Annotated in this window: 17 protein-coding genes; 11 read left to right on the top strand and 6 right to left on the bottom strand. The window is 29.0% G+C overall.

The window, feature by feature from the left end:
- Positions 1-113 precede the first annotated feature (113 nt).
- From CSPB_RS07055 to CSPB_RS07045, 3 genes are all read right to left on the bottom strand, one after another.
- A complete protein-coding gene (locus CSPB_RS07055) occupies positions 114-917 on the bottom strand; it encodes a polysaccharide deacetylase family protein (RefSeq protein WP_089193702.1) in 804 nt (267 codons plus the stop codon).
- 4 nt (positions 918-921) lie between these two features.
- A complete protein-coding gene (gene secG / locus CSPB_RS07050) occupies positions 922-1,290 on the bottom strand; it encodes a preprotein translocase subunit SecG (RefSeq protein ID WP_089193701.1) in 369 nt (122 codons plus the stop codon).
- A gap of 122 nt (positions 1,291-1,412) precedes the next feature.
- Positions 1,413-2,102, bottom strand: a complete 690-nt coding sequence (locus tag CSPB_RS07045) for a Bax inhibitor-1/YccA family protein (RefSeq protein ID WP_089193700.1) — start codon at positions 2,100-2,102, stop codon at positions 1,413-1,415.
- 161 nt (positions 2,103-2,263) lie between these two features.
- On the opposite strand from CSPB_RS07045, the gene CSPB_RS07040 reads away from it, so the two are divergent.
- From CSPB_RS07040 to CSPB_RS07030, 4 genes are all read left to right on the top strand, one after another.
- Positions 2,264-2,929 carry a carbonic anhydrase gene (locus CSPB_RS07040; protein WP_089193699.1) on the top strand — a complete coding sequence of 222 codons (666 nt, stop codon included), beginning with the start codon at positions 2,264-2,266 and terminating at the stop codon, positions 2,927-2,929.
- On the top strand, positions 2,907-4,913 hold the full coding sequence (locus tag CSPB_RS07035; protein ID WP_089193698.1) for a mechanosensitive ion channel family protein: 2,007 nt from the start codon (positions 2,907-2,909) through the stop codon (positions 4,911-4,913). Before CSPB_RS07040 ends, CSPB_RS07035 begins: the two co-directional genes overlap by 23 nt.
- A 24-nt stretch (positions 4,914-4,937) precedes the next feature.
- The gene (locus CSPB_RS08610; RefSeq protein ID WP_161492196.1) at positions 4,938-5,090 is read left to right on the top strand and encodes a hypothetical protein; all 153 of its coding nucleotides are present in this window, start codon (positions 4,938-4,940) and stop codon (positions 5,088-5,090) included.
- A gap of 88 nt (positions 5,091-5,178) precedes the next feature.
- On the top strand, positions 5,179-5,745 hold the full coding sequence (locus CSPB_RS07030; protein WP_089193697.1) for a bacteriohemerythrin: 567 nt from the start codon (positions 5,179-5,181) through the stop codon (positions 5,743-5,745).
- On the opposite strand, the gene CSPB_RS07025 is transcribed toward CSPB_RS07030, so the two are convergent.
- A complete protein-coding gene (locus tag CSPB_RS07025; protein ID WP_089193696.1) occupies positions 5,742-6,383 on the bottom strand; it encodes a helix-turn-helix transcriptional regulator in 642 nt (213 codons plus the stop codon). The two genes, CSPB_RS07030 and CSPB_RS07025, sit on opposite strands and share 4 nt — an antisense overlap.
- A 208-nt stretch (positions 6,384-6,591) precedes the next feature.
- Between CSPB_RS07025 and CSPB_RS07020 the strand changes: the two genes are divergently transcribed.
- The 3 genes from CSPB_RS07020 (at position 6,592) to flgE (ending at position 11,982) form a co-directional block, all read left to right on the top strand.
- Positions 6,592-7,917, top strand: coding sequence for an aromatic amino acid transport family protein (locus CSPB_RS07020; protein WP_089193695.1), 1,326 nt, complete (start codon positions 6,592-6,594; stop codon positions 7,915-7,917).
- Positions 7,918-7,926: 9 nt separating this feature from the next.
- On the top strand, positions 7,927-9,291 hold the full coding sequence (locus tag CSPB_RS07015; RefSeq protein ID WP_089193694.1) for an L-serine ammonia-lyase: 1,365 nt from the start codon (positions 7,927-7,929) through the stop codon (positions 9,289-9,291).
- Positions 9,292-9,414: 123 nt separating this feature from the next.
- Positions 9,415-11,982: a flagellar hook protein FlgE gene (gene flgE, locus CSPB_RS07010; RefSeq protein ID WP_089193693.1), complete on the top strand. Its 2,568-nt coding sequence runs from the start codon at positions 9,415-9,417 to the stop codon at positions 11,980-11,982.
- Positions 11,983-12,072: 90 nt separating this feature from the next.
- On the opposite strand, the gene CSPB_RS07005 is transcribed toward flgE, so the two are convergent.
- Together CSPB_RS07005 and leuC are read right to left on the bottom strand one after the other, a co-directional pair.
- Positions 12,073-12,639, bottom strand: a complete 567-nt coding sequence (locus CSPB_RS07005) for a molybdenum cofactor guanylyltransferase (protein ID WP_089193692.1) — start codon at positions 12,637-12,639, stop codon at positions 12,073-12,075.
- Between the two features lie 2 nt (positions 12,640-12,641).
- The gene (gene leuC / locus CSPB_RS07000) at positions 12,642-13,907 is read right to left on the bottom strand and encodes a 3-isopropylmalate dehydratase large subunit (RefSeq protein WP_089193691.1); all 1,266 of its coding nucleotides are present in this window, start codon (positions 13,905-13,907) and stop codon (positions 12,642-12,644) included.
- Between the two features lie 67 nt (positions 13,908-13,974).
- On the opposite strand from leuC, the gene CSPB_RS06995 reads away from it, so the two are divergent.
- The 4 genes from CSPB_RS06995 to dxr are packed head-to-tail and all read left to right on the top strand — an operon-like array spanning position 13,975 to position 17,524.
- A complete protein-coding gene (locus tag CSPB_RS06995) occupies positions 13,975-15,291 on the top strand; it encodes an NFACT RNA binding domain-containing protein (protein WP_089193690.1) in 1,317 nt (438 codons plus the stop codon).
- 18 nt (positions 15,292-15,309) lie between these two features.
- Positions 15,310-15,651 carry a hypothetical protein gene (locus tag CSPB_RS06990; RefSeq protein WP_089193689.1) on the top strand — a complete coding sequence of 114 codons (342 nt, stop codon included), beginning with the start codon at positions 15,310-15,312 and terminating at the stop codon, positions 15,649-15,651.
- A gap of 35 nt (positions 15,652-15,686) precedes the next feature.
- On the top strand, positions 15,687-16,442 hold the full coding sequence (locus CSPB_RS06985; protein ID WP_089193688.1) for a phosphatidate cytidylyltransferase: 756 nt from the start codon (positions 15,687-15,689) through the stop codon (positions 16,440-16,442).
- Positions 16,439-17,524, top strand: coding sequence for a 1-deoxy-D-xylulose-5-phosphate reductoisomerase (gene dxr / locus CSPB_RS06980; protein WP_089193687.1), 1,086 nt, complete (start codon positions 16,439-16,441; stop codon positions 17,522-17,524). The genes CSPB_RS06985 and dxr overlap by 4 nt, the downstream gene beginning before the upstream one ends.
- Positions 17,525-18,030 lie beyond the last annotated feature (506 nt).

Genomic DNA, 18,030 nt, shown 5'->3' with positions numbered 1-18,030 from the left:
TTCTTTTTTGCCTGCTTTTAATATTATTTTAAATTTATCTTTTTTTATAGGTTTATTTAATGCGAAATTTAGCATACCGTCTATTATATCAACATCTTTCCAACCATATCCACTTATAAAAAGTTTTGCTTTTTTATATTTTTATCCTTTAAATTAGCTTTTATATCGTCTATAAAACCATTTTGTGGAAAATTTAGCGGTTTTGTCCAATTTACATCCAAGTATTCTATGGCTAGCATTACATCTTGTTTTGTTTCATTATTAAAAGATGATCTATCTAATATAATATTTTTTGTTTGAGAAAAGACAGCTCCATAATTTTGAGTTAATATACACTCAAACCCATTTTCTTTTGCTATTTGATTAACCCTATTGCTATAATATCCATATGGATATGATATACATTTTGGCTTGTACCCTAGATTTTTTTCAAAAAAATTAATTGCTTTAGTAAAATCTTTTTTTATCTCGTCATTACTCATATTTACCAAATTTACATGAGAATATCCATGTAACTGTATATCCCCAAATTTAGATATCTCTTTTATCATATCTTTTGTCAAAAAGTCGCCATAATTGTTTTCTATAGCTTTTATATAGATAAATAAAGTAAATGGATAGTTGTATTTTTTAAAAATTTCAAGACCGTTGTTATAAAAACTTTTATAACCATCGTCTATTGTAAGTACAACCCAATTATCAGGGACTGGCTGACCGCTATTTATAGCAAGAAGCAGTTTTTCAAGTGGTACTACTTCGTAATTATGTTTTTTTAAGTATTCAAAGTTTTGTATAAGCTTTTTTGTGCTTATATTGGTATTTTGATATATATAATCATCAAATCTATGGTAATTAAAAATATGTGCATCGCCATAAATAAAATTTATAAAAAACAGCAATACACATATATAACGCATAGTTTTACTTAGTTTGATTTATATCTTTTGGTGTTGCCGGCACTGAATTTGCAGGTACTGCTGGTATAAAGCTAGAGTTATTTTCGATATTTTTTTGTGGGATAACAATATTTTTGCTATCAATTTTATCTAAAACTGATTTATTTGAAGTTTTATTATACATATAGCCTAAAGCAAGTGTGTTTATGATAAAAAGAACGCCAAGAAAAAAAGTAAATTTAGCCAAAAATCCTGCTGGACCTTTTGCACCAAAAAGACTTTCATTGCTTCCACTATATGCACCAAGTCCTATAGAAGAGCTTTTTTGTAGTAATACTGTTATGGTTAGAATTATAACTATTACAAATTGAAAAATAAGTAGTATAGTTTCCACTAAATAATCCTTAAATATATAAAATTAAGGGGTAAATTATATAATATTTTTAATAAAATTATGGTTAAACTTTTTTGTGATTAAAATAAGTTGGAGTATAAAATTCCAACTTATTTAATTTTTTAGTCATTGTTATTAAATATACCTAAAATTTGAAGAAGTGCAACAAAAAGATTTATGATATCAAGATATAATGCAACTGCACCAAGTATAGGAGAATCATAGTTTCCTCTTATAATGTTTTGTGTATCATAAAGTATATAAGCACTAAATAATATAGCACAAACAGAGGCTATGACTATTTGAAGCATAGGGCTTTGCATGAAAATATTTATAATCATAGCAACAAGCACTACAATAAGGGTTATAAATAACATTTTGCCCATTGAGCTAAAATCTTTTTTTGTATTAAATGCAAAAATACTAAGTCCACCAAAAGCAACTGTTGTAAGCAAAAAAGCTTGAGTTATAACTGAACCCATTCCAGCGGCAAGGTAAAAATTTAGCGTTGGTGCTAGTGTAAAGCCAGAAACAAATGTAAATGCAAAAAGCAAAACTACTGCCAAAGTTGGATTTTTCTTAGCAAACATTAAACCTACTAAAAGACCTATTTCTAAAATAAGCATCCACAAAGAAGGTCCAACACCCATACTCATACCAACATATGCACCAGCTGTGGCTGCAAGTAGAGATGCAGCTAAAAATTGATATGTTTTTTTGATAAATTCGCTTCTGCTACTTTGCAGACTCTCGCTTTGCGAGTAGCTATTGCTAGCTTCATTCTCGATATAGTTTCTATCATATAAACTCATCTAAATCTCCTTTTTTATTTTTGCCCAAATTTAACCAAATTTATATAAATAAAACATAAATTATATATTTTGGAAACAAAAAGATTATAATATTTATCAAATTTATATTTTGCTATAATCTCTAGTTTTAAATTTATACAATATTATGGTTAAGGAAATTTATGAACGAGCAAATTTTTATAAATAATTCACTTTTTGATGGTGTTAATGAATTTATGGAAAATGGATATTTAGAACATAAAGATCTTTTTGTGAGTTTAAGCTCAATGCAAACACCGCACACGCTTTTTATAGGTTGTTCTGATTCTAGGGTTGTGCCAAGTTTGATAACAAGTTCTAAACCAGGCGAACTTTTTGTTGTTAGAAATATTGCAAACATAGTTCCTCCTTATAGACTGAGTGATGAATTTTTGGCTACAACTTCAGCTATAGAATATGCGATAAATGTTTTTGATTTGAAAAATATTGTTATATGCGGACATAGTAATTGCGGTGGCTGTGAAGCACTTTATTATGATAAGAGTAAATTTGAAAAAATTCCAAATGTTAGAAAATGGCTTGAGATATTATCTCCTATAAAACACGCTGTATTAGAAGTTTATGGAAATAATGCCTCAAAAAGAAGTTGGGTAACAGAGAGATTAAATATAATTAACTCAATTGATAATATACTTACATTTCCTACCCTTAAAGAGAAATTTGAATCTGGCAAAATAAATATACACGGTTGGCACTATATCATAGAGACAGGCGAAATTTTCGAGTATGATTTTAATTCTAAACAATTCAAATTTATAGGTGAAAATGATAAATCAAATGATAAATAAGCTTTTTGTTATATTTTTTCTGTTTTTTATATCGCTTTATGGAGCTAATTCAAGTGAGCTTCAAAAAAGTATAGATGAAACACTTTTAAGCGTGGATGAAAATGATACTAAAAAAGCTGTAGAAAATATAGCTAGTAAGTTAGTAAATTTAAGTAAAGATAAAAATGATGATAATCAAACACTCGAAATAGCAGAGCTTGTAGCTCAAAAAATAGTTGATGAAAATATATCAGATATCAAAACAGATAGCAAAATATCGTTGAGTTTTTTAGTTAATGATATTAAAAATTTAAATTATCAAATCAAAATTTTACAAGATAGAAATACAAGCAGTGATGATTTAAATAGTTTAAAAAAAGATAAAATAAAATTATTTGAAAAAATTCCATCTGCCATAACAAATCAAAAAATATCTTATGAACAACTTTTGAATTATATTGATATTAAAAAACAGATTGCTTATAAGCTAGAAAAATATCCTAAAAAATCAAAAGAATATATGGTGGCTAGGATGGATTATTACAATATAGAAATAGGCGAAATTTTTTATACAGCTTTGTTAAAAATAGAAAAAATGTATATAAATGGAAGCAGTAAAAAAGATATATCTAATGTGATTCAAAAAGCCATATTATCTTTACAAACTAAAGATTATGTAGAAATAAAAAAATTATATGAAAAACTAGACAAAGATGTATTGCTTGATATAGGAAGTAATTTTCAAACACTTAAAATAAATCAAGAAACTTATATGGAAATATTTGATTATTTGCTTGAAAATATATCAATTTTAGAAAGTAGTTTTGTTTTTAATTTTCTAAATTTAAAAAACACACTTAATTACATAAACTCAAAAATAAATTTAACACATTATGGTATAAATTCTGGAAAAACAATCTTTATAGTTGTCATAACCTTGCTATTTTACTCTTTAAGAAGAGTGTTAGCAAAGATACTATTGTTTATTTTTGAAAAAGTATTTTTAAAGCAAAAGAGTGGCTCAGAGGCACTTAGAATACAAGCTGTAAATACCATAAAAAAGCCTATGGGAATTTTGCTTATTGCATATGCTATAGATATTTGTATAGATATGGTTTATTATCCTTCTCCTGTTCCTGCTATTTTTTATAAGATATTTTCTATAACTTATATAATATTTTATGCATGGTTGATAACTGGTATACTAGACGGTTATGGGATGATACTTTTTAGCAAAATAGCTAAAAAAAGTAATAGAAAAGAGGTTATAAATTTAATTATAAAAATAGCTTATATAATGATATTTATTATAGCTATTCTTCTTATGTTAAACAGCATTGGTTTTGATGTTTCTACCATCATAGCCTCACTTGGAATTGGCGGTTTAGCCATAGCTCTTGCAACAAAAGACATAATAGCTAATTTTTTCGCATCTATAATGGTAATTTTTGATAACTCTTTTTCGCAAGGTGATTCTGTGGTAATTGGTGGCAATATAGAAGGGACTATTGTTGAAACAGGGCTTAGAAAAACAGCAATTAGAACATCTGATAACTCTCTTTTATATGTTCCAAACTCAAAAATAATAGATAGTACAATAAGAAATTGGAATAGAAGAACTGTTGGCAGACTTGTTACAATGACACTAAATATTAGTTACGAAACAACATTTTTTGATGTTGAAAAATGTATAAAAGATATAGAAAATTTGATAGTAAATCATCCACAAACATCAACTAATATAAATGATGTTGTAAATGATGAATACAATTTTTTAAAATATCGTAAAAATATGATTTCAGTAGATGATTTGGCTGGATATAAAAGTGGATATTATGTTTGGTTGGATGATTTAAATGATAGTGGAATTGTTGTAAAGATTGAATTTTTTACAATACCTATAAATAAAAATGACTATATTAAAGTAAAACAAGATATAATATTAAAAATTTTAAATATAATTGAGACAAATGCTGTAAAACTTACTACAAAATTTGTGAGTTAAAATTTAAAACATAAGGATATAATAATGTATAATGAAAATAGCGAATATAATGAAGATGAGTTTGTAGATAACGAAGATTTTGATTTTGATTACGATGAAAATAGTGGTAATGGTTCGTTTTTATATGATGAGGGTGATTATAGCTATGACGATGAGGATGAAGAAGAGGATTATTGATACTATAATTTGATTATTTAAAATATATTTATATTGTAATTAAATTATAGTTTTGATATAATATATTATTTAATTTTAAAGAGGCAAAATGTTACCTACTTGGGAAGATTCTTATAGTATAAATAACGAAAGTATAGATGCTCAGCATAAAAAACTTTTTGAACTTGCCGCTGTTGCTTATAACCTAGAAAATAAATATGTTTCAAAACAGCAAATAAAAGATGTTTTGAATGGGTTTTTTGAGTATATGAAAACTCATTTTTCAGACGAAGAAGAATATATGCTTTCTATAGGATACCCTAAATTAGATGAGCATAAAAAAATTCATAACTATATAATTCAAAGTATGGTTCGTCTCATTAGCAAAATTCATAATACAAATGATATGAAAGAACAGCTTGGTGTGATTGCTAAAAAATGGCTACTAGAACATATTTTGCAAGAGGATATGAAAATAGAGTCTTGGAGACGAAAATCTATTTTGAAAGCTGAAAAAGAACCAGAAGCTCGAAAGCCAAAAGAGAAATTTTACTATGTTTGTTCTTGTAAAAGCCATTTTGTTACAGCCGAAATTCACGAAAAAATCAAATGTGGAGCTAAATTTATTTGTAAAAAATGTGGCGAGGTCATAGTTTATATGCCAAATAAAAATTAACTATTTTTTTGTATATTTTGTAAATATCTATAAATACTAGATTCTGATATTTCCATATATTTAGCAACTTTTGGTATGGAATTTTTTACATTAAAAATACCTTTTTCGTATAGCTTGATTATACATGCTATACGCTGTTTAGGTTTTAGTTTATGTGTGTCTTGAGGGCTTATATTTAATATATTTTCTATTATTTCTTCTAAACTTTCATTTAATTGTTCAACGGCTTCTTCTATTATCACCTTTGGTTCTTTTGGATCTAAATTCCCAAGTTTTAAAATTTCATTAGAAAGTGTTTCAAATTTACTCGTATCATGATTTATACACAACATTCCAACTAAATTTTCACCATTTTTTATAAATAGAGTTGATCCGGTTATATTCTGGTTTAATTTGCTTTTTGCTTTATAATTTGTTATATAATCAGTCTCTAGGTATTTTTTTGACTGCATTAATTCAAGTGCAAAGCCGGTAATCGGTGAGTTTGTACTTCTTCCACTTATATGAGAATTGGATATAGCTGCGATGTTTGCTCCTGGTTTGTTGATATCGTGGAGTATAACTTCATAATTGCTTCCTAGCGCTTCTGCAAGGAATTTAACGATTATTTTGTATTGATCTCTTAATTCTTCTGTCATTTTGCAACCTTTTTTTGATAAAATTATATCAAACTTTATTACAAAAAGACACATTTTTATAAAATTTAATAAATATTTATTATATTTAATAAAAAGTAAAGGTTTAAAAAGACATAATTTACATCTGAAAACTATAGTAGTGTAAATTAGCGTATATATCGCTATTTTATTACTATAAGTGTTTAATTTATACATAAAGGTTTGATGTATGCAAAGTAATCTTACTTGGAACACGTTCGATAAGCGTTGGATGTTCTCTTTGTTTGGAACTGCTGTTGGTGCAGGTATTTTATACTTGCCAATTAAAGCTGGAACAGGTGGTTTTTGGCCCGTTGTAGTGATGTGTTTTATCATTTTCCCAATGGTATATTTAAGTCATAGAGCACTTAGTCGTTTTGTTTGTCAAGCACAAGGAAGTGATCATGATATTACTTACGCAGCCGAGGAGTATTTTGGTAGAAAGATAAGTGTATTTATATCTGTGCTTTACTTTTTTGCTATTTTCCCGATTTGTTTAGCGTATTGTGTAGGTATTACAAATACATTTGAGAGTTTTATTTTTAATCAACTTTTACCACTTTTAGATTCAAACTCAGCTATGCATACTTTTATAAGCTCAATGTATGTAACAAGCACAAATGAATTTGGAAGAGTTATAGGAAATCTTACTCCATTTTATAGAGCTATTTTTGCTTTTGTTTTGGTTAGCACATTTATGCTAATTATGCTTTTTAGTGAAGAATTTATAACTAGAGTTTGTGAGCTTTTGGTTTATCCTTTGTGTGCTATTTTGCTAGTTTTTTCTTTGTATTTAATACCTCAGTGGAGTTTTGAGAGTTTTAGTGCAGTACCTAATGCTAGTAAATTTTTTATGGTTGTTTGGTTAACACTTCCTGTTTTAGTATTTTCATTTAATCACTCTCCTGCGATTTCAACTTTTTCACTAAGTGTAAAAAGAGAGTATCCAGATAATCCAGTTGAAAAAGCAAATCAAATTTTACTAAGAACTTCTATAATGCTTTTAGTTTTTGTTATGTTTTTTGTAATGAGCTGTTCTTTATCTTTAACGCCAGCTGAATTTGCTGATGCAAGAGCACAAAATATCCCAGTGTTATCATATTTTGCAAATAAACTTGATAATCCTTTGATATCTTATGGTGGGCCAGCAGTTGCATTTTTAGCTATTGCGAGTTCGTTTTTTGGGCACTATTTTGGTGCAAGAGAAGGTTGCTATGGAATAATAAGAAAATGTGCAAAATTAAGCGGAAATGAAAATCCAAATATGAAAAAAATAGCTGTTATTTCAACTGCTGTAATGTATATAATAATGCTTTTTACAGCCTATGAAAATCCAAGCGTTTTAGGTTTCATAGAAAATTTAGGAGGACCAATTATCGCAGCTATTTTATTTATAATGCCGATGATTGCTATCTATACAGTTTCAAAACTTAAAAAATTCCAAAACAAAGCTTTAGATGCTTTTGTTTTTATAACTGGACTTTTAACTATAATAACAGTTATTTTTACATTTTAAGGATAAAATTTGAGCAATTTAAATATTTTTAAGATAGGAGTTGGTCCATCGTCTTCTCATACTCTTGGACCACTTGTTGCTGGAAATTTATTTTGCAAACTTATAGAAGATAAGCTAGATTTAATCGATAAAATCAAAATAGATTTATATGGCTCTTTGTCATTAACAGGCAAAGGGCATTTAACTGATAAAGCTATTTTATGGGGACTTAGTGGTTTAGAGCCAAAAACTATAAATTCATCTGCACAAGAAGATATTAATAACAGAGCTTTGAACGATGGAGTTTTGAAACTATGTGATAAAAAACAGATATCCTTTGATTATAATAAAGATATTGTTTTTCACAAAGATTTTTTACCACTTCATGAAAATGGTTTAGTAATTAGTGTTTATAGCAAAAGTAGTTTAATAGAAGAAAAAACTTACTATTCTATTGGCGGCGGTTTTGTTATGAGTAAAGTTGAGCTTGAGATATATCTAAAAGATGGCAAAAAAGAAGAAAAATTGCCAGATGGGTTTATGAGTATAAATAATGCCAAAGATGCTTTAGAAATATGCAATAAAAATGGATGGAATTTGGCAAAACTATCTTTAGAGTATGAGCTTCAATTCCACTCACTAGAAGATATAAAAGAGTATTGTTTGGAAATTTGGGATGTAATGCAAGAGGCATTTGCAGCTGGCATAAATCCAAAAAGTCTAGATTTACCTGGAAATTTAAAGCTTCATAGAAGAGCAAAAGGGCTTTATGAAAGACTTTATGCAAGCGATGATCCAATGGTTATACTGGATTATGTATCTTTATATGCTATAGCTATAGCTGAAGAAAACGCAAGTGGAGCCAAAGTAGTAACTGCTCCTACAAATGGTGCTTGTGCTGTGGTTCCAGCCGTAATGCTATATCTTAAGAATCACACCAAAATTTTTAGTGAAGAAAAAGCTATAGAGTTTTTACTAACTGCTATGCTAATAGGCTCATTTTACAAAAAAAACGCTTCTATAAGTGGTGCTGAGGCTGGTTGTCAAGCTGAGATAGGAAGTGCAAGTTCAATGGCAGCTGGTGCTATGGCAACTATTAGTGGCGGAAGTGCTATCGTAGCTTGTAGTGCTGCTGAAATAGCAATGGAACACCATTTAGGTCTTACTTGTGATCCTGTTGATGGACTTGTGCAAATTCCTTGTATAGAAAGAAATGCTTTTGGTGCTATAAAAGCAATTTCTGCTGCTAAAATGTCACTAACGAGAAAAAGCACACCTAGGGTTGGACTTGATGATGTTATAAAAACTATGTATGAAACCGGTAAAGATATGAACTCAAAATACCGCGAAACATCTCTTGGTGGTCTTGCTACAAATGTTAAAAGTGTTTGCTAGGCACTTTGGATAAAAGAAGTTTTTGCTTCTTTTATCTTTTTTAAATTTCAATCTAATAAAAAATAATTTTGGAACACATTTTGCTTTTATATTTTTAATAAAATTATATAAAAGGATAAAACTATGATGAGATCACTTTGGTCTGGAGTATCTGGACTTGGAGCACACCAAATAGCAATGGATGTTGAAGGACACAACATAGCAAATGTTAGTACAACAGGATATAAATACTCAAGGGCAAATTTTGAAGATATGATGAGTCAAACTTCCAAGATTGCAACAGGTCCTCAAGGCGATCTTGGTGGTACAAATAGTATGCAAGTTGGACTTGGAACAAGTGTTACGAGTGTTACAAAAATTTTTAAACAAGGTTCAGTTCAAACCACGGAGAAACTAACAGATGTTGCCATACAAGGAGATGGATTTTTTATAGTTAGTGGAGATGGTGGTTATACTCAAAAATATACTAGAAATGGCGATTTTCTTTTCGATAAATATGGAAATTTTGTTAATAATGCTGGTTATATTGTGCAAGGCTGGATGAGAGACGAAGAAACAGGCGAAATAGACTCAACAAGACAAGTTCAAAATATACTTGTAAAACCTGATCTTACAATGCCAGCAAGAGCTACAACTAAGCTTGATATAGCTGCTACTCTAAATACCGGAGATAATATAGGCGATCAAAAAGTTCCCATCTATGAGTTAGATTCATTTCGTGGATATACAGATAGAAATCAAGATGGAGTTACAGCTGGTGCAGCAGAACTTCATGATGAAAATATAGAAGATTCATTTAAGAATACTAAAAATAGTGATTATAGGCTTGTAGAAAAAGGTGTAGATATGGGCATACTTCACAATCAAAAAGGAGAGGCTTATAATCTAAGAGAAGGACAAGGTATATGGGTTAGTTATGCTACAGCTAAAACGCAACCAATTACTGTAGAAGATATTGATCCAGCCGTCGGTAAAGCCTTTGATGTAACTATAAATGGAACGCAGGTTAAAGGAAATGTAACTAGCATAAATGAATTGGCAAGACTTATAAATAGCCGTTCACAAGAAACTGGAGTAAAAGCTGTAGTGGTAAATGGCTCTCAAATTCAGCTAGCAAACCAAAATGATTCTGGAACAACTTCATCAACAAAAAACATTAAGATTACTAATGTTGTTAGTGGTCTTGGAATAACAGAACAAAAGGTAATAACAGCTTATCAATATAAATACACAACCGCACAAATTGGCACATATAAAGATCCAAAAGCAGATCCAAAAGTGCCATCAAGTATGATACAAGCTGGAAAAGAACCTTATGATGATACCTTAGAGCGATCTTTTCATTCTACAGAGGATTTAAGAGCAGCTATGCAAGAAGATGCCAGAAAAAATGTTGATTATGATGGAGATCCAGCGAGCAATGGTAAGTCAGATCCAAATTTAGGAGTAATGGTAACAGTAAATAAAGAAGGACAATTTGAGATAAGAAATGAATTTTCAAAAGAGTCTGTTGAGGTAAGTAAAAAAGCTAATGATGTTTTAATAAGCAATACCCCTATAGGTAAACCCACAGCTGCGGCTAATTATACAGCAGGTGCGTTTGAAAATAACTCTGATAAAGAAATAACTGTTAGTATTTATGATAAAGATGGTAAAAAGACAGAAGTTAAAATACCAGCAGCAAATGCTGGTGTAGCTGGAACTAGCCCAGAGATCACTATACCAGATGGCGGATATGCAACAATGGATGGTGATGTTACAGTAAAAAATGATATAACTTATATATTAACAGGAGAAGCTGCATCTGGTAAAGGTATGAATTTATATATCACAGGTTTAACAGATCCTGCAAACAATGTAGGAGAAAATATAAGATTTACAGAAATCATGTCTCCTATGAGAGGAGCTTTAAATCGTAGTGAATATCCAAAAACTACTCAAGCTAGTTATATATCAGCCCATAGCACCACAACACCTATTTATGATTCTCTTGGTGGAACAAAAGATATAAAATTTGACTTTATTAAAGAGGGTTATGCAGATAATGGCGGAACTAGATGGAAAATGATTATTCAAGTGCCAGAACCAGCAAAGATAAATTTTTCTGGCAATACAACACTTCCATCAAATTTGGTTGTAGGTGAAGTTACATTTAATCCAGATGGAACACTTGCAACATACTATCCTACTAGTATTCAATATAGTTCAAATAACGGTTCTATTGGCGGACAACCGATTTTATTAGATCTTGGAACAGCTGGTGATACAGATGGTCTTGTGGCTCATGATGCGAAATCAAATACTAAATTTTTTACTCAAGATGGCTATAAGGGCGGAGATTTAGATGGTATAAAGATAGATGAATCTGGAACTATCATAGGTAGCTTTACAAATGGTCGAAGTCTTGGTCTTGCTAAGATTGCTATGGCTAAATTTATAAACAATGAGGGATTAACAAGCGAAGGTGGAACGCTATTTTCTGTTTCTCCAAACTCAGGAGAGGCTATCATAGGCGAGGCCATAACTGCAGGTAGAGGAAAAATGCAATCAAGTGCGTTAGAGATGAGTAATGTTGATTTAAGTAGAGCTTTGACAAATCTTATTGTTATACAAAGAGGTTTCCAAGCAAGTTCTAAAACTATTACAACAAGCGATCAAATGCTAAATACCTTACTTCAATTAAAACAATAATCTAATATCATAAATATAAAAGGGATTGCCAAAAGGCTATCTCTTTTGTTATTTTATAAAATCTTTTATTGCGTATTCTCTCAAAAATATTTAAACTTGTAACAGAAATTCTTTAGCTTTTTGGTAATCTTGCGGTGTGTTTATATTGAAAAATTCATCACTATTTTCAAAAAATATAGTTTTAGAATTACATTTTTGTCTTAAAAAGCCTATTTTATGTATATTGTTTTCATATAATTCTTTTGCAATATTAGCAACTTTTGAATGAAAAAATCCACATAAAGAGTGTGTAAATTCATCATCTCTTGGGTTTATTATGTCTGAATTTTGCAAATTTTCATAAAGCAAATTTATAGTTTGTATGCTGATAAATGGCATATCTGCTGGAATTATAAAAACATATTCATCTTTGAAATTTGAAAGTATCTGCCATAACGCACCCATTGGTGAAAATGTTTCAAATTTATCTTCTATAGTTTCAAATTTATCTGCAAATTTAAAATTTTTTGAACTCACGTAAATATTTTCAAAAATTTTACTAAATTTATTTACTTCAAAATCAACTAAAGTTTCAAATTCTCCAAAAGGAAGCTTTGTTTTATCACTTCCCATTCTTGAGCTTTTTCCACCTGCTAATATAACGCAATGTTTAAGCATTTTTACAAATCTCTTGGATCTGTTATTTTCCCAGTTATGGCAGAAGCTGCAGCAACTGCTGAGTTTGCAAGATAAATTTCGCTAGTTTTATCGCCCATTCTACCTATGAAATTTCTGTTTGTTGTAGCAACACAGCGTTCATTTTGAGCTAAAATACCCATATATCCGCCAAGACATGCTCCGCATGTTGGATTGCTTACTAATGCTCCAGCATTTATAAAAATTTCTATTAACCCTTCTTTTTCTGCTTCTCTTGCGATTTGTTGTGTTGCAGGAGTTATGATAAGCCTTGTTTTTTGTGCAACTTTTTTTCCTTTTAAGATTTGTGCGGCTATCCTTAAATCGCTTAATCTACCATTTGTACAGCTTCCAATGAAAACTTGATCTACGCTTAGGTTATCTTTTTTTGCTACACTTATGCTTTTGCCATTGCTTGGCAAATGTGGATATGCTACGATTGGCTCAAGTTTGCTTACATCTATGTGTAAAGTTTTTTCATAAATGGCATCTTCGTCTGAATAGAAAAATTTTGGTTCTCTTGCTAAATTTTTATCTTTTAAAAATTCTTTTGTTATATCATCTGCTGCGATAATTCCGCTTTTTGCTCCAGCTTCTATAGTCATATTACAAAGTGAAAATCTATCATCCATATTTAACTCTTTTATACTATCACCACAAAATTCCAATGTTTTATAAAGTGCCCCATCTACGCCTATTTGTCTTATAACTTCAAGTATAAGATCTTTTCCATAAACGAATTTTGGCAATTTTCCACTAAAAACAACTTTTATGCTAGATGGAACTTTAAACCAATTTTTACCACTAATCATAGCAAATGCAATGTCAGTTGAGCCCATGCCTGTTGAAAATGCCCCAAGTGCACCGTGCGTACAGGTATGCGAATCAGCTCCTATTATCACATCTCCTGGCACAACTAAACCTTTTTGTGGCAAGAGAGCATGTTCAATACCCATATCTTTTTCATCAAAAAAGTTTTTTAGATTGTGTTTGTAAGCAAAATCTCTATTTATTTTAGCTTGATTTGCTGAAGCGATATCTTTTGGCGGTATAAAGTGATCTAATACTATGCTAAAACCATCAGGATTTGCAAGTTTTTTTGCGCCGCTTTCTTCAAAAGCTTTTATTGAAATCGGTGTTGTTATATCGTTTCCTATAACCATATCTATGGTACATTCTATGATTTGTCCAGCATAAACTTCATTACCAACATGATTTGAAAATATTTTTTCTGTGATTGTTTGAGACATAGTTTTTCCTTGTAAATTTTAGTAAGATTATATCAAAAAACGCCTAAATTTTGATATAATGAATACTATGAAGTATTCAAATTTAACACAAATTGCAAGTTTTATTGCTAAATTTAAAAAAATAACAAAGATAAAAAGAATTCAAGATAATGCTATATTTATAAAATTTGATAACGATTTTGAGCTGATTTTTGACTTAAGTAAAGATATTTCTAGTATATACCAAAATCCAAATTTAATCTTTCAAAAAGAATACAAAGCTCCTTTTGATACTATTTTAAAAAAGCGTTTTACTGGGGCTGATATAGTAGATATTTTTGTGCCAAAAAATAATAGAATTTTGGTTTTTAAAACAATTTATAGCGGTTCATATAAAGCATTAAAAAGTTATCTTATTATGGAATTTACTGGGCGTTTTACAAATGTTATAATAACAGATGAAAATGAAGTGATTTTAGAAGCCTTAAGACACCATGAAAATGATTTTAGATCCATAAAAGTTGGTAAAAAACTGCTCCATCTTGAACCATTTTTAATAAAAGAAAAAGAGTGTGAAAAGATAGAAAATTTTGAGCTATTTTTTAAAAGTGAGTTTGAAAATTTAGTTGATAATAAATTTACTCAAATTAAGCAGATAAAAATTGCTCAGATTAGTAAAAAAATAGAAAATTTACTTACTAGCTTAAACGAGCTTGAAAATGCAGATGATTTGTTGATTCAAAGCGAAATTTATAGCAAAAACGCTACACTTATTTTAGCAAATTTAAGTATGTTAAATGATTATGATAGAAATATAAATTTAATAGATTTTAATGGCAATGATGTATCTTTAAATTTAGAAGAAAGTCCAAAAGATAGTGCAAATTCATTTTGGAACAGATCAAAAAAGCTAAAACAAAAAGCAAAAGGTATTGATATAGAAAGAAAAAATTTAAACGAAAAAATAGCTTTTTATGAAAATTTACTCTCTCTTATAAACTTAGCAAAATCAGCCGAAGAGCTTGAGATAATTTATCCAAAAGCAAAAAATGTAAAAAAAGTTGATACAATGCCTTTAGATGTGCAAAATTTCTATATCGATGAGTTTAAAATAAGTGTTGGTAAAAATCAAAAAGGCAATGTGAGTTTACTAAAAAATGCATCAAAAAATGATTTTTGGTTTCATATAAAAGATATTTCAAGTGCCCATGTTATAGTAAAAACAAATAAAAAAACTATGAGTGATGAAGTTATATATCTTGCTGCTCAAATTTGTGTAAATTTTAGTACTAAAAATGCTGGGAATTATCAAGTTGATTACACAAAAAGAGAAAATGTAAAAATCATTAAAGATTCTCATGTAAATTATATCAATTATAAGACGATATATATAAATAAGGAGTAGTTTTATAAAGGAGTTAAAATGCCTGTATCAGCGATAGGAAGTACGATATATGTAAATCAAAATATGGGAGTTGCTGCTTCAACTCAAAACGATTTTCAAGCAAGGCTTGATGCTCAAAATTTAGCTATGCTTGAAGCTACAAATAAAGATAAAAAAGAGATAGAAGAGATTAGACCTACTGAAGAAACATATAAAATAGATCCAGAGCGTGAGCATGAAAAAAAACACGCTGATGCACAAGAAGAAGCTCAAGAAGAGGCACAAAAAGCTCAAAATGAAGATGAAAATAAAGAAGAAAATGAAGATGATGAGGAGTTAGATGATTCTATAGAAGGACAAATTTTAGATATAAAAATATAAGTAAATTTTAGCTATAATTTACAAAAAGGAGAGTTATGAATAGTAAAATTTACACAGGAATCATTCTTTTTGCTTTACTAACTTTAGTATGTGTTTTAGATATTTTTATTATAAATTTTTTATTATTTGGTGTAGTTATTTACTTTGCTTTTTTAGAATCTTTAAAACTTTTTGATATTAAAAACAAAAATTTAGTCTATTTGGCATTGGCTTTTTATCTTTTTGTCTTTATTTTTAGTTCAAATTATGAAGCAAATTTTATATCTCCAAAATTGATTGCTTGTTATGTTCTCGTTTTGGCTTCGTTTGTGGCTTATTTTAAGATGGAAAATTTAAAAATACTATATCCATTTTTATATCCACTTGCACCATTTCTTATAATGTTTGAGATATATCTTTTCTTTGGTATAAATTATATATTTTATATGCTATTTACAGCTATTGTATGCGATAGCAGTGCGTATTTTGTAGGTAAAAAATTTGGTAAAACATCTTTTTCTAATAGCTCACCAAACAAAACTTTAGAAGGTGTCATGGGTGGAGTTATTATTGCTAGTATTGGTGGAGCGTTGATTTCATATAATTTGTTTGATTTTGTTTTTATTAAAGCTATTTTAGTTAGTTTTTTAATAGCAATTTTTGGAGTATTTGGCGATCTTTTTGAGAGTTATATAAAGCGGATTGCTGGTGTAAAAGATAGTGGAGATATTTTTCCAGGTCATGGCGGAATGTTAGATAGGATTGATGCGTATTTGTTTGCTAGTGTTGCAATGTATTTGGTTTTAGCATGATTATACTGGGTTCAACTGGAAGCATAGGTGTAAATGCTTTAAATTTAGCAAGAAAGCATAGTATAAAAATTTCAGCGTTAAGTTGTGCTAAAAATTATAAAATTCTAAATAAGCAAATAGATGAATTTAGGCCAAAATTTGTTTGCATAGAAGATAAAAATTTAAAATCTTTCGTTAATCACGATAAAGTTTTTTGCAGTAAAGATGGCTTGCTAGATATGATAAATGAATGCGATGATGATATAGCTATAAATTCTATAGTTGGTTTTGCTGGACTTATGCCAAGTTATACTTTGCAAAAAAGTGGTAAAAAACTAGCGCTAGCAAATAAAGAAAGCTTAGTAGCAGGTGGTAAATTTTTAGATACAAAATCTATAAATCCGATAGATAGTGAACATTTTGGACTTAAATTTTTGCTTAGCTGTCCGCATAAGGTAAAAGAGCTTGTAATAACTGCAAGTGGAGGTGCTTTTTATAAAACTCCAGTAAAAGCTTTAAAAAATGTTACGCCAAATGATGCGTTAAAGCACCCAAACTGGGATATGGGTGCGAAGATAACTATAGATAGTGCAACTATGGCAAATAAACTTTTTGAAGTTATGGAAGCTTTCTGGCTTTTTGGCATAAAAAATATAAATGCCATAATAGAGCCAAGTTCTGCTATTCACGCTTTAGTTCATTTTAAAGATGGTTCAACTACAGCTCATATTTCAAAAACAGATATGATTTTAGCCATAGCTCATGCTATTTTTGAAGATAAGGTCCCGCAAGTTTTAGAAAATGTTGATTTGCTAAAACTAAAAAGCATTAAATTTAAAAAAATAAATTTAAAAAAATATCCAATATTTTCGCTAAAAGACGAGGTTTTAAAAAATCCAGATTTAGGTGTTATTATAAACGGGGCTAATGAAGTTGGAGTTTATTCATTTTTAGATAAAAAGTGTTCTTTTTTGGATATTTCAAAGGTTATTTTTAATTCGCTTGATAAATTTACAGATATAAAAACAAACAATATAGAAGATGTGGTTTTTCTAGACAGCGAAGTTAGAAAATTTGCGAAAGAAAACTTGCAAAAAAGATGAGTAAAAAGTCTTATTTTGGTCGTTATTAGCATTATAGTATTATAATGTGCTTGATGGAGTCAAGTAATTTATTTTAAATTTTCTTATTAGTTAGTGTTTTTAAATCATCGCTTTTAAATATTGTTTTAGCAAATTCTAAATTTTGCTGATTATTTCTAAGATGTTTTTAATTAAATTTTTTAATATTCTATTTTGAAGTTTTAAGACTGGGTGTCTATGAAGGTAGGTTAAAGTTTGATTAAATTTTTATACATTTAAATCTTTTTTACCCACACTTACACATTTAGTGTAAAATCTATCATTTCTAGGTTAAAATTTATATTTTAATATCTAAATTATCTTACAAGTAACATACTCATCTTTGATGCTAAATTTCATAGTTTGAACTATGTTTAAATTTCTTTTATATTAAATTTAAGCAAATTTATATCATAAATAGAATTGCTTAAAATTTAAAATTATTATTTTTATTTTCAATATATTTATGCATTTAATTATTAAAATTT

Origin of the sequence: Campylobacter sputorum (assembly GCF_002220775.1) — a bacterium.
Lineage (GTDB): Bacteria > Campylobacterota > Campylobacteria > Campylobacterales > Campylobacteraceae > Campylobacter_F > Campylobacter_F bovis.
The sequence above is the reverse complement of the archived record's forward strand: the minus strand, read 5'-3'. Positions and strand labels throughout refer to the sequence as shown.

What these genes read in the sequence shown, in the direction of transcription:
- CSPB_RS07025 (WP_089193696.1), bottom strand. Translation starts at nt 6,383, where the DNA reads ATGACAGAAGAATTAAGAGATCAATACAAAATAATCGTTAAATTCCTT.
- CSPB_RS06990 (WP_089193689.1), top strand. Translation starts at nt 15,310, where the DNA reads ATGCCTGTATCAGCGATAGGAAGTACGATATATGTAAATCAAAATATG.
- CSPB_RS06985 (WP_089193688.1), top strand. Translation starts at nt 15,687, where the DNA reads ATGAATAGTAAAATTTACACAGGAATCATTCTTTTTGCTTTACTAACT.
- leuC (WP_089193691.1), bottom strand. Translation starts at nt 13,907, where the DNA reads ATGTCTCAAACAATCACAGAAAAAATATTTTCAAATCATGTTGGTAAT.
- dxr (WP_089193687.1), top strand. Translation starts at nt 16,439, where the DNA reads ATGATTATACTGGGTTCAACTGGAAGCATAGGTGTAAATGCTTTAAAT.
- CSPB_RS07035 (WP_089193698.1), top strand. Translation starts at nt 2,907, where the DNA reads ATGATAAATCAAATGATAAATAAGCTTTTTGTTATATTTTTTCTGTTT.
- CSPB_RS07020 (WP_089193695.1), top strand. Translation starts at nt 6,592, where the DNA reads ATGCAAAGTAATCTTACTTGGAACACGTTCGATAAGCGTTGGATGTTC.
- CSPB_RS07005 (WP_089193692.1), bottom strand. Translation starts at nt 12,639, where the DNA reads ATGCTTAAACATTGCGTTATATTAGCAGGTGGAAAAAGCTCAAGAATG.
- flgE (WP_089193693.1), top strand. Translation starts at nt 9,415, where the DNA reads ATGATGAGATCACTTTGGTCTGGAGTATCTGGACTTGGAGCACACCAA.
- CSPB_RS06995 (WP_089193690.1), top strand. Translation starts at nt 13,975, where the DNA reads ATGAAGTATTCAAATTTAACACAAATTGCAAGTTTTATTGCTAAATTT.
- CSPB_RS08610 (WP_161492196.1), top strand. Translation starts at nt 4,938, where the DNA reads ATGTATAATGAAAATAGCGAATATAATGAAGATGAGTTTGTAGATAAC.
- CSPB_RS07045 (WP_089193700.1), bottom strand. Translation starts at nt 2,102, where the DNA reads ATGAGTTTATATGATAGAAACTATATCGAGAATGAAGCTAGCAATAGC.
- CSPB_RS07030 (WP_089193697.1), top strand. Translation starts at nt 5,179, where the DNA reads ATGTTACCTACTTGGGAAGATTCTTATAGTATAAATAACGAAAGTATA.
- CSPB_RS07040 (WP_089193699.1), top strand. Translation starts at nt 2,264, where the DNA reads ATGAACGAGCAAATTTTTATAAATAATTCACTTTTTGATGGTGTTAAT.
- CSPB_RS07055 (WP_089193702.1), bottom strand. Translation starts at nt 917, where the DNA reads ATGCGTTATATATGTGTATTGCTGTTTTTTATAAATTTTATTTATGGC.